The following is a 14,099-nucleotide window of genomic DNA, read 5'->3' on the forward strand; positions in this document are numbered from 1 at the left end:
TTTTGTTGCGTGCTTTGTTGCCTGAGTCGCGCGACCCAGCGTTAATATAAATGCTGCTGAAATCCGACAAAAACCTCTCGAATCTGGCCTGCAGGGCCCAGCTCATTGACCGCATCGCCCAGGCTTTGGTACTTCAACTCGATCAGCTGCGGCAGCTTGTCGGTTGCAAGCTCCCCCACACCGCGCGCCACGTAGTGATCGAGCACGAAGCGCAGGAAGTCACACTGTCGGTAGTCGTGACCCTCCAGGATGACGGCGCGGCGTGAGTCCACTCGCTCGGCGCGGGTCACCGGCGCTTGATGAAAGGCGATATAGGCCAACACATCGTAGAGGTCGCTGTTTTCCGCTTCGATCAATTTGCTCACCTCGGCCAGCTGCTCCACGCCATAGCCTTTTTCTTCCAGCCCTTCCAGCAGCTGCTGGCGCGTATCCGGCCTGCCCCACAAGGTGCGCAGCTCATCCTCGTCGATAAACAGCGCAGGCAAGTCACCAAACAGGCGCTGAATGAACTGGGCAGCGGAGATGGGTTTGCCATCCGGGCTCCAGAAGCTGGTGGCGCTCATGTGCTGAATGGTGCGCTGCTTGCCGTCGGCCAGTTTCACCTTTACCGTGCGGCGGTTCTCGCACACGCAAGGGTGCTCACCGCAAATGCCACAGGGTTCGGGCGGCTCTTTTTCGCACTGACACGGGCGCTCGCCGCACACTTGGCACGGTTGGGGCGGGGTAACGGCACAAGTACAAGGTTGGTTGCCGCAGATGGCACAGGGTTCCGGCACTAGCGGCTCGCCGTCCCACTCGGCGTCATTAAAGTGTTCGTAGGCTTTCACGAAGTCATAAATCGTGAAGTAGTCCTTGCCGTCGTACAGGCGGGTGCCGCGGCCGATGATCTGCTTGAATTCAATCATCGAATTAACCGGCCGCATCAGCACGATGTTGCGCACATTGCGCGCATCCACGCCGGTGGAAAGCTTCTGCGAGGTGGTCAGGATGGTGGGAATAGTTTTCTCGTTATCCCGAAACTGCTTCAGGAAACGCTCGCCCTCGGTGCCATCGTCAGCGGTGACGCGCTCGCAGTAGTGCGGATCGCCGCTGGTTTTCATCTGGTTGATGAGATCACGCACCGCCAGCGCATGGTTCTGGGTGGCGCAGAACACCAGCGTCTTTTCCCGCTGGTCGATCTGCTCCATGAACACCTTGACCCGATACTGCTCGCGCTCACGGATCTCGATCACGCGGTTGAAGTCGTCCTCGGTATAGCGCCGGCCCTGTTCCACCTCGCCCTCGATGACGGTGTCATCGGCGGTAAAGACGTAGTCATCCAGGGTGGTGGCAATCTGGCGCACTCTGAACGGCGTCAGGAAACCGTCATTGATGCCTTCTTTCAGCGAATAGATATACACCGGCTCGCCGAAATAGGCGTAGGTGTCGGCGTTGTTCTGGCGCTTGGGCGTGGCGGTCAGGCCCAGCTGCACCGCAGGCGCAAAATACTCGAGGATACCCCGCCAGTTGCTCTCGTCGTTGGCGCCGCCGCGATGGCATTCGTCGATAACGATAAAATCGAAAAAGTCCGGCGGATAGTCGCCAAAGTTGGGCGCCGGGTTGCCTTCGCCGTCGCGCCCGGTCATGAAGGTCTGGAAGATGGTGAAGAACACATTGCCGTTCTTCGGCACCCGGCCTTTCTTGCGGATGGTTTCCGGGTCGATGCGTACCAGCGCATCCTCGGGAAACGCGGAGAAGTCGTTGAAGGCCTGATCGGCAAGGATATTCCGATCAGCCAAGAACAGGATGCGCGGCTGGCGTAGGGGCTCGCCGGTGCTGCGAGCGGTTAGGCTCCAGCGGGCATGAAACAGCTTCCAGGCGATCTGAAAGGCAATAGACGTTTTGCCGGTGCCGGTGGCAAGGGTGAGCAGGATGCGCTCGCGCCCGGCAGCAATGGCCTCCAACGCCTGATTGATGGCATTGTGCTGGTAGTAACGCGCCTGCCAGAAACCGCCTTTGTTTTCGAACGGCACCGCGCCAAAGCGCTCGCGCCAGGCGTTAGCTGCCTGCTGTGCATCATTGAAGGTTTCGGCCCACAGCTCGTCCGGTGTGGGGTAGCCTGCCACCGCGCCCTCGGCGCCGGTGTGCATGTCGATGCGGTAGATGCCGTCGCCGTTGGTGGTATAGGCAAAGCGGGCTTGCAGACGCTCAGCGTAGCGCTTGGCCTGAGCCAGCCCCTCGGTCACCGGCAGGCTGCGTTTCTTGGCCTCGATCACCGCCAGCTTCTGGCCGCGATAGAACAGCACATAGTCGGCGATATCCTGCTTGGCTCTTTTTCCCGCGCCGAGAAGACGGCCCTGGGTAATGACCTCGCGCCGCACCCGGCTGGCATCCACAACGCCCCAGCCGGCCTCTTGTAGAGCAGGGTCAATCAGCTCAGCGCGCGTTTCAGCCTCATTCAGAGTGGCGTCATTCACTCATTAGCTCCCGCAAGCATATTCATGATCAGGCGAACCATGGTCTCTTTGTTGCCCGGATCGGATTCGGCGACCAGCAGGGTCAGCGCGGCCAGCCCCACATCGTTGATCATCGGTTCACCAGCGTCATTCAGCAAGCGGCCATTGCGATGCAGAAAATCCACGAACAGAAAGGCGGCGCTACGCTTGTTGCCGTCGGCGAACGGGTGATTCTTGATGACAAAGTACAGCAGGTGTGCCGCTTTGGCTTCTACGCTGGGGTAAGCTGGCTCGCCGAACACGCTTTGATCCAAGTTGCCCAGCAGCGAGGCCAGGCCATCGCCCCGGTCGCGGGCGAACAGCTCAGTCGCCTCGCCGCGCGCCATCAGTTCGGCTTTCAGGCCGTCCAGAGTGGCGCGCGCCTCGGTTAATGAGGGCAGGTTGCCGCCCAGCTGTGCCTGCGGCTCGGCCAGCAGGCCCTCGTCGTAGCGTTGCAGCAGTAGGAAGGTCTGAGCATAGCGGCTGACGATATCCACCAGCCCGCGACCGCTGCCCACATCCAGCGCCGGGCTTTGTGCGGCCTTACGCACCAGTGCCAGCGCGGCTTCCAGCTCGCGGGCGTTTTCCTCGAAGCGCTGGCGGTTGAGCGTCCAGCCCTGGGTGAGATGTTCGCGCAGAATACGGGTGGCCCATTGGCGGAACTGCACGGCGCGGCGGGAGTTCACTCGGTAGCCGACCGAAATGATGGCGTCGAGATTGTAATGTTCGATTTGCCGCGTGACCTGCCGTTTTCCCTCAACTCGAACTGTTTCCAAAATGGAAACAGTTGCCTCTCGGTCAAGCTCACCTTCCTGATAGATGTTTTTCAGGTGCTTGGAGACTGCCGCCTTCTGCACATCGAAGATGACCGTCATCTGCTCCTGAGTGAGCCAGACGGTTTCCTGATCCGCGTCCAGCCGTACGTCGACGGCGTGGTCGGCATCTTCGTAGATGATGATGGGGCTTTGATTTTCGTCGCTCATGGGCATACCTCTTCCTTGAGGGTGGCATCAGATGCTGCCTTGTCGGCGGTCAGCTCGCCGGAAAAGGCTTTTTGTAGCAAGGACTGCTTTAGCTCGGCCAGGGCGGTGAGTTTTTGTTGGTAATTTCCCTGTATTCGTGTTCTTTCAGCGCTTAGCTCATTAAGCTTATCTGCCACTTGCACTTGCTCAAGTTTTGAACGTGGGTATTTGATAGGTATTTCACCAAGTTTAGTTGGTGAAGTATGCCGGACCTTTACACCAGATGCGGATGCCTGAACGGCGGCTCTGAACATGTTCGTATTAAACTGATGAAAAAAGAAATCATTGCTCCACTCAACGTCGCCATGAACTTGAACCAATCCAAGCCGTTGGTTGTGAAGGTAATAGTCTGATTTTGGAACGATAAGTGAGCTACCAAGTAGCCCAGCAGCCTGCTCGGTCATGGCGAATAGGAAATCACCTTCTTGGAGGGTATAGCCATCTGGGATATCGCCCGTGTAATACTTCGTTTTCTTACCTTGATCCCGGAATCCGCCTTGCTCATAAAAGGATCCCGGCGTAAGCACAACATATGGCCCATTGTCAGAAAAATAGGTGCTCTTAAAAGCAAAACCGTGCTTGATGCTGCAAATGCGAGAAAGCTGGCACTCTATCCAGCCGCATGGAGCTTCATCAAACACTGAATTCAGATAGCTCTCAAACAGCTCGCGGGCGTTGGCGAGGTTTTTTTCGGTGTTGGCGATAGACGCGTCGATGCTCGCGAAGGCGTCATCGAGGATGGCGACGATGCGTTTTTGTTCGGGGAGGGGTGGGAGTGGTAGCAGAAGAGATTTTATGAAGGGTAGCTTTACCCCTTTGACCGTAGCTCCCGTTCCTTCTGCTTCAATGGTATTTGCAACACTTTGAAACCAGCGAAACAAAAAACGCTCATCAATATCATTCGCTTTCGGAATGATCCCGCGTAAATCTTGATTGATCGCAGTATCTTGATCAAGAAGACATACCTTACCCAGTCCTACCCGTGTTGCTATTACCACGTTTGCTGCAGGAATAACATTGGTTGAACTACCGTCAATGGCTTCTTTTGCAATGCAAAATTCCGTATGTGACAAAACCTCATTGCGCATGTCACGCACCGTTGCCCAAGGAATCTCCCCCTCATAGAAAGCCGGATTTCGCTTCGATGGTGTGCCGCCGCCAATCACATTACAAACATCACCAAGCGGTTTTTGAAGCCATCCTTCCCTCATAACATCCCCCGAATTTCTTCGAGAATCGCTTCGCTTTCCTTATCCAGCGTTTCGATCTCGTTGATGATGACTTCGGGGTCGCGCAGCGGTTCGGCGTCGGCCTTGTTGGGGTTTCTTACCGAGAGATCCACGCTGTCCGGGTCGATATCGTCCACGCTAATGGACCAACTATTGTCCGAATCCTCAAAGCCTGCCTGTAGCGTCACGAAGTCGGCCAGGTCGTTGTCGTTGAGCGGGTTGGTCTTGCCCAGGCTGCGGCCGGGGTCGAGCTGGTAGTACCAGATGCGTTGCGTCGGTGCGCCCTTTTCGAAGAACAGCACCACGGTTTTGACCCCGGCGCCGAGGAAGGTGCCGCCGGGGCAGTCGAGAATGCTGTGCAGGTTGCAGCTTTCCAGCAGCTCTTTGCGCAGGGCGCGGGAGGCGTTGTCAGAGTTGGAGAGAAAGGTGTTCTTGATGACCACGGCGGCGCGGCCGCCGGCGCGTAAATATTTGATGAAGTGCTGCAGAAACAGAAACGCCGTCTCGCCGGTCTTGATCGGGAAGTTCTGCTGAACTTCCTTGCGCTCCTTGCCGCCGAAGGGCGGGTTGGCAAGTATCACATCGAAGCGGTCTTTCTCCTGAATGTCGGCCAGGCTCTCGGTCAGGCTGTTGGTGTGGACGATGTTGGGCGTTTCGATGCCGTGGAGAATCATGTTCATAATCCCGATCACGTAAGGCAGGCTCTTCTTCTCCTTGGCGTAGAAGGTGCGCTTTTGCAGGATCTCAAGATCGCTGGTGGAGAGCTTGGGTATGCGCCGCAGGTAGTCGTGGGCCTCGCACAGAAAGCCCGCCGACCCGGCCGCCGCGTCATAGATGCGCTCGCCGATCGTCGGTTGGGTCACCTTGATCATGGCGCGTATCAGCGGGCGCGGCGTGTAATATTCGCCGCCGTTGCGCCCGGCGTTGCCCATGTTTTTGATCTTGGCTTCGTACAGGTGCGATAGCTCGTGCTTTTCGGCCTGGGAGCGAAAGCTGAGGCCGTCGATCAATTCCAGCGCGTCGCGCAGGCTGTAGCCACTGGCAAACTTGTTGCGGATCTCGCTGAAGATTTCGCCGACCCGGTATTCCAGTGTGTCGGTGTCGCTGGCACGCTCGCGAAAGCCCTGCAGATAGGGAAACAGCTCGCCGTTGACGAACGCAATCAGATCGGCACCGGTGAGCGCCCGGTCGTGGTCGAACTCGCCCTCGGCATTCTTTGGCGCGGCCCAGGCCGACCAGCGGTAAGACGGGTGAATGACGAAACGGTAGGGCTTGCCCATCAGCTCCGCCTCTTGGGCGTGCTCCTGCTCAAGATCATTCAGGTACTTGAGAAACAGCATCCACGAGGTCTGCTCGGTGTAATCCAGCTCGCTGGCACAGCCGGCTTCTTTCCAGAGTACGTCGTCGATGTTGCGAAAGGTTTGTTCGAACATTCAAGTTCCTGTGATCAATTTGCAGGGCACCGCCAGGAGGCGGGCCGTATCGGCTAACGCCTGCCATCATCGCAGGCGAAGCTCCGCTGGCAGCGCTGCCGGCATTGCATCAGCAGCGCGCTTAACGGCGTTAATCCAGACGTTACAGCAGCTCTTTGCGCAGCTGCGCCGGGTCTTTGGGCGAGAGCAGGCCCGGGGCAACGTCAAACACCGAGCGGGCGCCGGTCTCGCCCTGGCGTGCCAGGCGGTGCGCCGCGCGGGTGTAGGCCACCAGCGCGCTGGCGGTAAACTCGGGGTTGCTGCCCAGCGTCAGCGAGTATTCGATGGACTGCTTGTTGCCGGCGCCGGTCAGGCCGCTGCGAATGACAAAGCCGCCGTGGGGCATGTCGCTGTGTTCACGGGCAAAGGTGTCGTCGTCGATGAAATTGACCACGCTATCGTACTCGGCGAAGTAGTGCGGCATATTGACGATGGTCTCGCGCACGGTATCGGCGTCGGCGCCGTCTTCCAGCACCACGTAGCATTCGCGCACGTGCTTTTCGCGGGTGCTTAACTCGGGCTGCTCGCCGTTGCGTACCCGGGCAATGGCGTCTTCGGACGGCAGCGTATATTGCACGCCCTTTTTCACGCCCTCGACGCTGCGCACGGCCTGGGAATGGCCCTGACTCAACCCCTTGCCCCAGAACGAATAGGTTTTGCCCTCGGCAAGGACGGCTTCGCCGAACGCCCGGTTGAGCGAGAACAGGCCCGGGTCCCAGCCCACCGACATCATGGCGAGATGACCGGCTTTTTGCGCGGGCGCATCCAGTGCGGCGTGGTAGTCGTTCACCGTTGCGTGGGTATCAAAGCTATCCACGGTGTTAAAGAACTGCGCCAGATACGGCCCCTGCTCGGGCAGGTCGGTCTTTGATCCGCCGCACAGAATCATCACGTCCACATCGTTCTGGTATTGCTCCACGTCGGCCATGGCGTACACCGGCACGTCGCTATTGAGCAGCGTCACGCTCGCCGGATCGCGGCGGCTGAACACCCCCACCAGCTGCATATCGGGGTTTTGCGCAAGCGCGGCTTCAACGCCGCGCCCCAGGTTGCCGTAACCGGCAATGGCGACCCTAATAGGATTGGCCATGATGATGTCCCTTTTTCAATCGATATAAAATGTCATAACAATGCGGCAGACAAGAGCCCGCTAATGGCCAGCGGCGCTTACTTTTCCACGTTCTCGGCCACGTTGAATACGCTTTTCAGGTAGTGCACGTATTCGGGATCGTGGGTGGCGGCTTTGCCCGGTTCGTCGGATATTTTGGCGACCGGCTGGCCGTTGCACGAGATCATCTTGATGACGATGTTCATCGGCTTCACCTCGGGCAGGTCGCACGTCAGGCTGGTGCCAATGCCGAAACTGGTGCGAATGCGCCCTTCCAGCGCTTCCTTGATTTCCATTGCCACGTCAAAGGTCAGGCCGTCGCTGAACACCAGCGTTTTGCTCATCGGGTCGATGCCGAGCTTTTGGTAGTGGCGAATGCACTTTTCGGCAAACACCAGCGGGTCGCCGCTATCGTGGCGCAGCCCGTCGAAAAGCTTGGCGAAGTAGAGGTCAAAATCGGCCAGAAATGCATCCACGGTGATGGTGTCGGTCAGCGCGACGCCAAGATGGCCACGGTATTCCTGCACCCATGCCTCAAAGGCGGCGCGCTGGCTATCCACCAGCCGGCTGCCCAGCTGTTGATGCGCCATCACCCACTCGTGGGCCATGGTGCCCATGGGCGCCAGCCCGTAACGCCGGGCAATATCGACGTTGCTGGTGCCCACAAACTCGCCGGGGAACTCCTCGGCCAGCACCTGCACAACGGCTTCGTGCACCGGCTGGGAGAGGCGCCGGCGGGTGCCGAAGTCGGCCAGGCGAAAATCCGCCAGCTGCTCGGGCGTGTAGTTGCGGCGCAGGGCGGCAAACTTGTCGCGCAGCTGGGTGACCGCCTGATCAACGCTGGCGTGGGGGTACAGCACCCGGTTACGCACCTCGCTGATAATCGCCAGAATCACGATCTCGAACAGGATGCTGTGCGTCCAGGGGCCGTCGATGACGATGCACAGGTCGCTGCCTTCCATGCGCATGGTCACGTATTCGGGGCAAAAGCGGTAAAGCTCAAGAAAACGGATGAAGTCCGGCGACATGTAGGCAAAGCTGCCCAGATAAGCGGATTCCGCCTCGCTCAGCGACAGCGAGCGCAGGCCGTCTACCTGGGCGCGTATGTCGTCAAGGTAGGGGCTCAGGTCTTCGGCGTTGCGGCAGCGAAACTCCCAGACCACGCTGGCGTTGGCGTACTTGTGATGCACGCCCTGCATCATGGTGAGCTTGTACCAGTCGGTATCTAACAGCGAGGTGATAATGTGTTCCGGCGCGCGGTAGGTGGCCGCCATGCAAGAGACTCCCTGACAAGGATAATCGGGTAGATAAGACAAAAAGTGCGGCGGCCAGACTAGCCTACGCGGTGGCGTTTCAGCGACACGGGGGAGGCGTTACTGCTGGCGGGTGCAGCGGGCGGCTCAACGCGCTCGCCGGTAATCCGATACCATTCGGCTTCGTCCAGGTAATGCACACACCAGCGGGACAGAGTGGCGGCGGCCTGTTCGGCGCTGTGCCGGTTGCTGCGGTAGCACCCGGCGATGTCGAGCAAATCCTGACGGGCAGTGCGCGCGCGGGCAAGCCCCCCGTGGACGTTGGCCAGCGGGCGGCGCGGGTCATACGCTGCGTTGGTCAGCGCATTGAGCCAGTAGCCCAGCTCGTGCGCCTGTATGCCACCGTAAACTGCCACCTGCCTGCTCTCCTGCGCCGCTGAAATCGTGCTTTAAGCGCCCGTTGGGGGCGCTTGAAAAGCCCTCTAGCCTGCCCGAATCAGGCGCCGTTGTCATCCACTGCGGGCGGCATGGCGCGCTCGAAGCCGCTGAGAACCCCGGCGACGTTGACGCCGATATCGGCCACGGCGTAGCCACCTTCCATTAACAGCGTAGTGGGAAGCCCGGCAGACGCCAAACGCTGGCCCAGGATGTTGAAGTCGGCGTGGGTCAGGCAAAACGCGCTGATGGGGTCGTTTTCGAAGGTATCCACCCCCAGCGAAACGATCAAAAGCTCGGCGCCGGATTGGCAAATTCTCGCCAGCGCGTCGTCCAGCGCGCCCATCCAGCGCGCTACGGCCACGCCCGGCGGCAGCGGGTAGTTGGCGGTAAAGCCTTTGCCGCGCTCGACGCCGGTTTCATCGGCGTAGCCGGAAAAATACGGAAACGTCACACTCGGGTCGCCGTGAATCGAGGCAAAGAACACGTCGTCACGGGCGTAGAAAATCTGCTGGGTGCCGTTACCGTGGTGAAAGTCCACGTCGAGAATCGCCACCCGCTGTTTGCCGGCGCTTAGCGCGCGCTCGGCGGCGATGGCGGCGTTGTTGAAAAAGCAGTAGCCGCCAAACTGGTCGCTGGCGGCGTGGTGGCCGGGCGGGCGGCACAGCCCAAAGCTGGGATCCCGGGTGGCCAGGGTGTGCGATACCGCCCCGAGCGCGACGTCTTTACTCGCCATGGCGGCGTCAAAGGTGCCGGCGGTAATCGACGTATCCGCCGCCAGCGCGTAATAGCCCAGCTGCCCGCCGATGGCCTCGGGCACACGATCGCCGCGCAGCGTGCGCGCCGGCCAGATGTTGGCGATGGCCTCACCGGCGTTGCCCGCCGCCTGCCAGCGCGCCCAGCAGGTGGCGAGAAAATTGACGTAGGCTTCCTCGTGTACCGCCAGCACCGGCGCCAGCCCGTAGGCCGGCGGGCGGCGAATCTCGCCCAGCGCCAGCGCCTTGAGGTGTTCAAGGATCAGCGTGACCCGCTCGGGGCTTTCAAACGGCTCGACCAGCGCGCCATCGTGAAGCTCGGTGCGGGCGCGGCGCAGGGAGGTATCGTCGGAATGAAAAATCAGCATGGGGAGCAAGCCTCTTCAGGGGGCCAGGGCCAGTGCGCAGCCCAGCGGCGTTTGTGCTCGGCGCGCAGCTGCTTGAGTGCGTATTCCGCCCGGCTGGCCGCGGCGCGGTCGGCAAACGGTTGAGCGCCCAGCGGCGCCAGCGGCGGGTTGGCTCGGGTGTAGCGCGCGCCCTTGCCCGCGCAGTGGGCGCGGTAGCGTTTGGCCAGGTTATTGGTGATACCCGCGTAGGTGCCGCGCCGGCATTCCAGTAGGTACAGATACCACGTCTCGGCGGGCGGAAAAGCCGCTTCGCTCACGATTCAACCCCACCGGAGACGCTGTCAGCCGGCTCGGCCAGCGCCTGCCCCATGCGGCTAAGAAAGGCAGAGCAGGCCTCGAGCTGAGCCCGCTCGACAAACTCATCGGGCTGGTGCGCCTGGGCAATGCTGCCCGGCCCCAAAATGATCGCTTCAAACCCCGCGCCCTGAAACTGCCCCGCTTCGGTGGCGTAGGCCACGGCGCGGCGGCAACACGGCGCAGGCAAATTGGCCTCTGCCAGCCGCAACACCCGCTGGTTATCGCGGTCGGCCAGCCCCGGCACGGTAACGTTAAGCGGCCGGGTGACGATCTCCAGCATTTTTCCCGCCGCGTTCAGCTCGCCAATCAGCGTGTTGCAGCGCGCTTCAAAGCGGGCATACAGCGCCTCAAAGGTGTCGCTTGGCAGGTGGCGGATTTCCCACGCAAACTCGCACTCCCGGGCGGTAATGTTGATCGCGGTGCCGCCGCGAATTTTGCCCACGTGCAGGCTGGAGTGCGCCACGTTAAAGGCGTCATCCACGCGGCCTTCTGCCACCAAGTCGGCCATGGTGTCTTCAATAAACGTCACCAGCCTCGCGGCCACGTGAATCGCCGACACGCCCTGATCGACCTGGCTGCTGTGCGCCTCGCGCCCGGTGATCGTGGTGCGCAGGTTGGTCGCGCCCTTTTGCGCCACCACCGGCTGCATGTCGGTTGGCTCACCGACGATAACGTGGGCGCTGGCGGCGTGGCGGTCATAGTGCAGGAAGCGCTCAATCAGCGCCGGCGCACCGACGCAGCCGATTTCTTCATCGTAGGAAAGCGCCAGATAGATCGGTCGCGTAAGCGGTGCGTTAACCCACTCGGGCACCTTGGCCAGCGCGCAGGCAATAAAGCCTTTCATGTCGCAGCTGCCGCGCCCGTAAAGCCGGCCATCGCCGCCGTCGCGCAGGGTAAACGGCTCGCTCGACCACGGCTGGCCGTCTACCGGCACCACATCGGTGTGCCCGGAAAGCACCACGCCGCCCGGCGCCTCGGGGCCAATGCGGGCCATCAGGCTGGCCTTGTTGCCGCACGGGCTCATTATCCGCTCGGCGGCCACGCCGTGGCGCGCCAGATACGCCTCGACGTATTCAATCAGCGCCAGATTGGACCGGTGCGACGTGGTATCAAACGCCACAAGATCCTCAAGCAACGCCACTGCCTGCGTCATGGCTCACCTCTGCTTTTTTGTGTATGTCATCCCGGCTGTGTCGCCTCCCCAGCCTCCCCGGCAAAGCCTATCACTCACTCGCCAACACGCCTATCCACACGCCCGGGCACCTATTGCCAGCTTCTCCCTCGCTTTCATCAAAACGTCATCTACACTGCTTACTGTTCGCTGTAGCCAGCACGCCAAACGGCGACGATTTCAACGACGATCTTAACAACCGTCTCATAACGCCTCGAACGCTATCGAACAGGAGCTGCCATGCCTCGCTTTCCGCTTCATGCCGTTACCGCCGGCATCGCCATTGCCTGCACCAGCCTGTCGGCTCAGGCCGCTACCGAGGTTCAGTGGTGGCACGCCATGGGTGGCCAGCTAGGCACCATTCTTGAGGACATGACCGAGGACTTTAACCAGTCTCAGGATGACTACCGCGTCAATCCCAGCTTTCGCGGCAACTACAGCGAGACCATGACCGGTGCCATCGCCGCCTTTCGCGCCGGCGAACAGCCGCATATCCTGCAGGTTTTCGAGGTTGGTACCGGCACCATGATGAGCGCTGAAGGCGCCGTCTATCCGGCTTATGAGCTGATGGAAGATCACGGCCAGCCGTTCGATGAAGATGCCTTTCTACCGGCAGTCGTGGGCTATTACACCGACACCCAGGGCAACATGCTGTCGTTTCCATTCAACTCGTCCACGCCCATCATGTATTACAACCGCGACGTCTTTAAGGCAGCGGGCCTTGATCCGGACAAGCCGCCCGCAACGTGGCAGGCGCTTGCCAAGGCCGCAACGACAATCACCAACTCGGGCGCCGCCGAGTGTGGTTTTACCACCTCGTGGCCAAGCTGGGTCATGCTCGAAAACTTCTCGGCCATGCACAACTCGCCGCTGGGCACTCGGCAAAACGGCTTTGGCGGGCTGGATGCCAAGCTGACGTTCAACAATGATCTGGTCGCGCGCCACTGGGACAACCTGAAAACCTGGCAGGGCAGCAATGTGTTCCAGTGGGGTGGCCCCGGTGACGGGCCGGATTCCGAACCCATGTTTTACGCTCAGGAATGCGCGATGTTCTTCGGTTCATCCTCCTCCCGGGCCGACGTGATCGAAAACGCCAGCTTTGACGTCGGCTACGCGATGCAGCCTTATTACGACGACGTGGAAGGCGCTCCGCAAAACGCGATTATCGGCGGCGCGACGCTGTGGGCACTGCGCGGCCATACGGATAAAGAATATGCAGCCGTAGCGGCTTTCTTTGATTATCTCTCCCAGCCCGAGGTACAGGCCGAATGGCACCAGAAGACCGGCTACCTGCCCATTACCCAGGAAGCCTGGGAGCTGAGCAAAGAACAGGGCTTTTACGAGGAAAACCCCGGCGCCTCGATTGCGCTGGAACAAATGACGCTCAACCCACCGACGGAAAATTCCAAAGGGCTGCGCTTTGGCAACTTCGTACAGATTCGCGCCATCATCTCCGAAGAGATGGAAGCCGTCATGACCGGTGAGAAAACCGGCGAAGAGGCCACCGATGACGCGGTGCAGCGTGGCAACCGGCTGCTGCGCGACTTCGAAGACGCCAACTCCTAGCCTTCACTATGCAAACCAAACGCATGACGTTTCCCGGGCGCTGGACGGCATATATGCTGCTGGCGCCCCAGGTACTTGTCACGCTGGTGTTTTTTATCTGGCCGGCGGGACAGGCACTGTATCAGTCGCTGCTGCGTGAAGATGCCTTTGGCCTGCGCACGACGTTTGTCGGGCTGGAGAACTTCGCCCGGCTGTTCAGCGACCCCGGCTACCTGAACGCGCTTTCGGTCACGGCGGTCTTTGCCGCCGGCACCACCTTTCTTTCCATGAGTGTCGCCCTGCTGCTGGCGAGCACCGTCAACCGCATGCTGCGCTCGCGCAACACCTACACCACGCTGCTGGTATGGCCCTACGCGGTGGCGCCGGCCATTGCCGGCGTGCTGTGGTGGTTTATCTTCAATCCCTCCATTGGTGTGGTGCCCTATGTGCTGGATGCGCTGGGCTACCGTTGGAACCACCGCACTTCCGGCACGGATGCCATGCTGCTGGTCATTCTGGCCGCTGCCTGGAAGCAGGTGTCCTACAATTTCCTGTTTTTTCTTGCCGGCCTGCAGTCGGTGCCCCAGTCGCTGATCGAAGCCGCCGCCATTGACGGTGCCGGCCCGGTGAAACGCTTCTGGAACATCGTCTTTCCCCTGCTCGCCCCGACCACGTTTTTTCTGCTCGTGGTCAACGTGGTTTACGCCATGTTCGATACCTTCGGCATTATTCACGCCACGACCGAGGGCGGCCCGGCGCAGGCGACCAACATTCTGGTGTACAAGGTGTATGCCGACGGCTTTGTGGGGCTGAACCTGGGCTCTTCCGCCGCCCAGTCAGTGGTGCTCATGGTCATTGTGGTCAGCCTGACCGTACTCCAGTTCCGCTTTATCGAACGCCGCATTAACTATTAATACCGCCATGATGGATT

12 protein-coding genes are annotated in these 14,099 nt (G+C 60.4%); 2 read left to right on the forward strand and 10 right to left on the reverse strand.

Translation table 11 applies throughout. The annotated features are described in order from the left end of the window. Positions 1 to 41 precede the first annotated feature (41 nt). The 10 genes from hsdR to argE all read right to left on the reverse strand — a co-directional run bounded on the left by hsdR (position 42) and on the right by argE (position 11,605). Positions 42 to 2,441, reverse strand: a complete 2,400-nt coding sequence (gene hsdR, locus B5495_RS07580; protein WP_422822031.1) for an EcoAI/FtnUII family type I restriction enzme subunit R — start codon at positions 2,439 to 2,441, stop codon at positions 42 to 44. 11 nt (positions 2,442 to 2,452) lie between these two features. Next, entirely contained in the window at positions 2,453 to 3,457 is a 1,005-nt protein-coding gene (locus B5495_RS07585) for a virulence RhuM family protein/type II toxin-antitoxin system death-on-curing family toxin (RefSeq protein WP_079554969.1), read from the reverse strand. Then, positions 3,454 to 4,707, reverse strand: a complete 1,254-nt coding sequence (locus B5495_RS07590; protein ID WP_079552652.1) for a restriction endonuclease subunit S — start codon at positions 4,705 to 4,707, stop codon at positions 3,454 to 3,456. The genes B5495_RS07585 and B5495_RS07590 overlap by 4 nt, the downstream gene beginning before the upstream one ends. Then, positions 4,704 to 6,158, reverse strand: coding sequence for a class I SAM-dependent DNA methyltransferase (locus B5495_RS07595; RefSeq protein WP_079552654.1), 1,455 nt, complete (start codon positions 6,156 to 6,158; stop codon positions 4,704 to 4,706). Before B5495_RS07595 ends, B5495_RS07590 begins: the two co-directional genes overlap by 4 nt. Positions 6,159 to 6,300: 142 nt before the next feature. After that, positions 6,301 to 7,287, reverse strand: a complete 987-nt coding sequence (locus B5495_RS07600; protein WP_079552656.1) for a diaminopimelate dehydrogenase — start codon at positions 7,285 to 7,287, stop codon at positions 6,301 to 6,303. Positions 7,288 to 7,364: 77 nt separating this feature from the next. Beyond that, positions 7,365 to 8,579 (reverse strand): nicotinate phosphoribosyltransferase, encoded by a 1,215-nt coding sequence (gene pncB / locus B5495_RS07605; protein WP_079552658.1) that lies wholly within the window; start codon positions 8,577 to 8,579, stop codon positions 7,365 to 7,367. A 59-nt stretch (positions 8,580 to 8,638) separates the two neighbouring features. Then, entirely contained in the window at positions 8,639 to 8,974 is a 336-nt protein-coding gene (locus tag B5495_RS07610; protein WP_079552660.1) for a hypothetical protein, read from the reverse strand. Positions 8,975 to 9,054: 80 nt separating this feature from the next. Continuing rightward, positions 9,055 to 10,116 carry a histone deacetylase family protein gene (locus B5495_RS07615; protein WP_079552662.1) on the reverse strand — a complete coding sequence of 354 codons (1,062 nt, stop codon included), beginning with the start codon at positions 10,114 to 10,116 and terminating at the stop codon, positions 9,055 to 9,057. Beyond that, positions 10,110 to 10,415, reverse strand: a complete 306-nt coding sequence (locus tag B5495_RS07620) for a GIY-YIG nuclease family protein (RefSeq protein WP_079552664.1) — start codon at positions 10,413 to 10,415, stop codon at positions 10,110 to 10,112. Before B5495_RS07620 ends, B5495_RS07615 begins: the two co-directional genes overlap by 7 nt. Further along, positions 10,409 to 11,605 (reverse strand): acetylornithine deacetylase, encoded by a 1,197-nt coding sequence (gene argE, locus B5495_RS07625; RefSeq protein ID WP_079552665.1) that lies wholly within the window; start codon positions 11,603 to 11,605, stop codon positions 10,409 to 10,411. The genes B5495_RS07620 and argE overlap by 7 nt, the downstream gene beginning before the upstream one ends. Positions 11,606 to 11,863: 258 nt before the next feature. Between argE and ugpB the strand changes: the two genes are divergently transcribed. Continuing rightward, the gene (gene ugpB / locus B5495_RS07630) at positions 11,864 to 13,189 is read left to right on the forward strand and encodes a sn-glycerol-3-phosphate ABC transporter substrate-binding protein UgpB (RefSeq protein WP_079552667.1); all 1,326 of its coding nucleotides are present in this window, start codon (positions 11,864 to 11,866) and stop codon (positions 13,187 to 13,189) included. An 8-nt stretch (positions 13,190 to 13,197) separates the two neighbouring features. Next, positions 13,198 to 14,082: a sn-glycerol-3-phosphate ABC transporter permease UgpA gene (ugpA, locus tag B5495_RS07635; RefSeq protein ID WP_079552668.1), complete on the forward strand. Its 885-nt coding sequence runs from the start codon at positions 13,198 to 13,200 to the stop codon at positions 14,080 to 14,082. The last annotated feature ends 17 nt before the right edge of the window (positions 14,083 to 14,099 follow it).

The organism is Vreelandella subglaciescola, from assembly GCF_900142895.1.
GTDB classification, from domain to species: Bacteria; Pseudomonadota; Gammaproteobacteria; order Pseudomonadales; family Halomonadaceae; genus Vreelandella; species Vreelandella subglaciescola.

What these genes read in the sequence shown, in the direction of transcription:
- B5495_RS07585 (WP_079554969.1), bottom strand. Translation starts at nt 3,457, where the DNA reads ATGAGCGACGAAAATCAAAGCCCCATCATCATCTACGAAGATGCCGAC.
- B5495_RS07590 (WP_079552652.1), bottom strand. Translation starts at nt 4,707, where the DNA reads ATGAGGGAAGGATGGCTTCAAAAACCGCTTGGTGATGTTTGTAATGTG.
- B5495_RS07595 (WP_079552654.1), bottom strand. Translation starts at nt 6,158, where the DNA reads ATGTTCGAACAAACCTTTCGCAACATCGACGACGTACTCTGGAAAGAA.
- B5495_RS07600 (WP_079552656.1), bottom strand. Translation starts at nt 7,287, where the DNA reads ATGGCCAATCCTATTAGGGTCGCCATTGCCGGTTACGGCAACCTGGGG.
- pncB (WP_079552658.1), bottom strand. Translation starts at nt 8,579, where the DNA reads ATGGCGGCCACCTACCGCGCGCCGGAACACATTATCACCTCGCTGTTA.
- B5495_RS07615 (WP_079552662.1), bottom strand. Translation starts at nt 10,116, where the DNA reads ATGCTGATTTTTCATTCCGACGATACCTCCCTGCGCCGCGCCCGCACC.
- argE (WP_079552665.1), bottom strand. Translation starts at nt 11,605, where the DNA reads ATGACGCAGGCAGTGGCGTTGCTTGAGGATCTTGTGGCGTTTGATACC.
- ugpB (WP_079552667.1), top strand. Translation starts at nt 11,864, where the DNA reads ATGCCTCGCTTTCCGCTTCATGCCGTTACCGCCGGCATCGCCATTGCC.
- ugpA (WP_079552668.1), top strand. Translation starts at nt 13,198, where the DNA reads ATGCAAACCAAACGCATGACGTTTCCCGGGCGCTGGACGGCATATATG.